This is a genomic window from Yersinia sp. IP36721, assembly GCF_003634395.1.
Lineage (GTDB): Bacteria > Pseudomonadota > Gammaproteobacteria > Enterobacterales > Enterobacteriaceae > Yersinia > Yersinia entomophaga.
This window is the reverse complement of record NZ_QCZL01000086.1, coordinates 1-649: the sequence shown is the minus strand read 5'-3', so window position 1 is coordinate 649 and position 649 is coordinate 1. Positions and strand designations below refer to the sequence as shown.

Sequence of the window (649 nt, the reverse complement as noted above, 5' to 3'; positions counted from 1 at the left end):
GTGGCAGCGAGCCTTACCGTGATAACCGCCTCACCCGCTGGGAGCAGTGGCAATATCAGTATGATGCCTTTGGCAATATGGTGGTCAGGCAGGACAGCGCCCGTATCCAGCGTTATCGCTACGACGGAGATAACCGGTTGGTGGGGGCCAAGGGGGACGGGCCGAAGGGATTGTTTGAGGCGCAGTACCACTATGATGCGCTAGGCCGCCGGTTGAGCAAGAGCGTGAGCACCCGGCAGGAGCGGCACGAAACGCATTTTCTGTGGCAAGGACTGCGGTTGCTGCAAAGCCGCACCGCAGACAGCCAACAAACCTACTGTTACGACCCGAACGAAGCCTATACGCCGTTGGCCTGCATTGAACGGCGCTACGGTGAAGACCAGTTGTATTGGTATCATACCGACCTGAACGGCTCACCGCAGGAAGTGACCAACAAACAGGGCGACATGGTGTGGTCAGGGCAATATGGGGTGTTTGGGCAGGTGACCCGCCAGACGGAGGCGATGTGGCGCAACCTCAGCAAACCGCTGGGGCAGTTCAGGCAGCTGCTGCGTTATGCCGGGCAATATCTGGATGAAGAAACCGGGTTACACTACAATACTTACCGCTATTATGCACCGGAAGTCGGTCGGTTTATCACGCCTGACCC

Annotated in this window: 1 protein-coding gene; it reads left to right on the top strand. The window is 57.9% G+C overall.

The window, feature by feature from the left end; all coding sequences use genetic code 11:
* On the top strand, positions 1-649 hold a 649-nt coding region (locus tag DBA33_RS20435), incomplete at both ends, for an RHS repeat-associated core domain-containing protein (protein WP_162975266.1).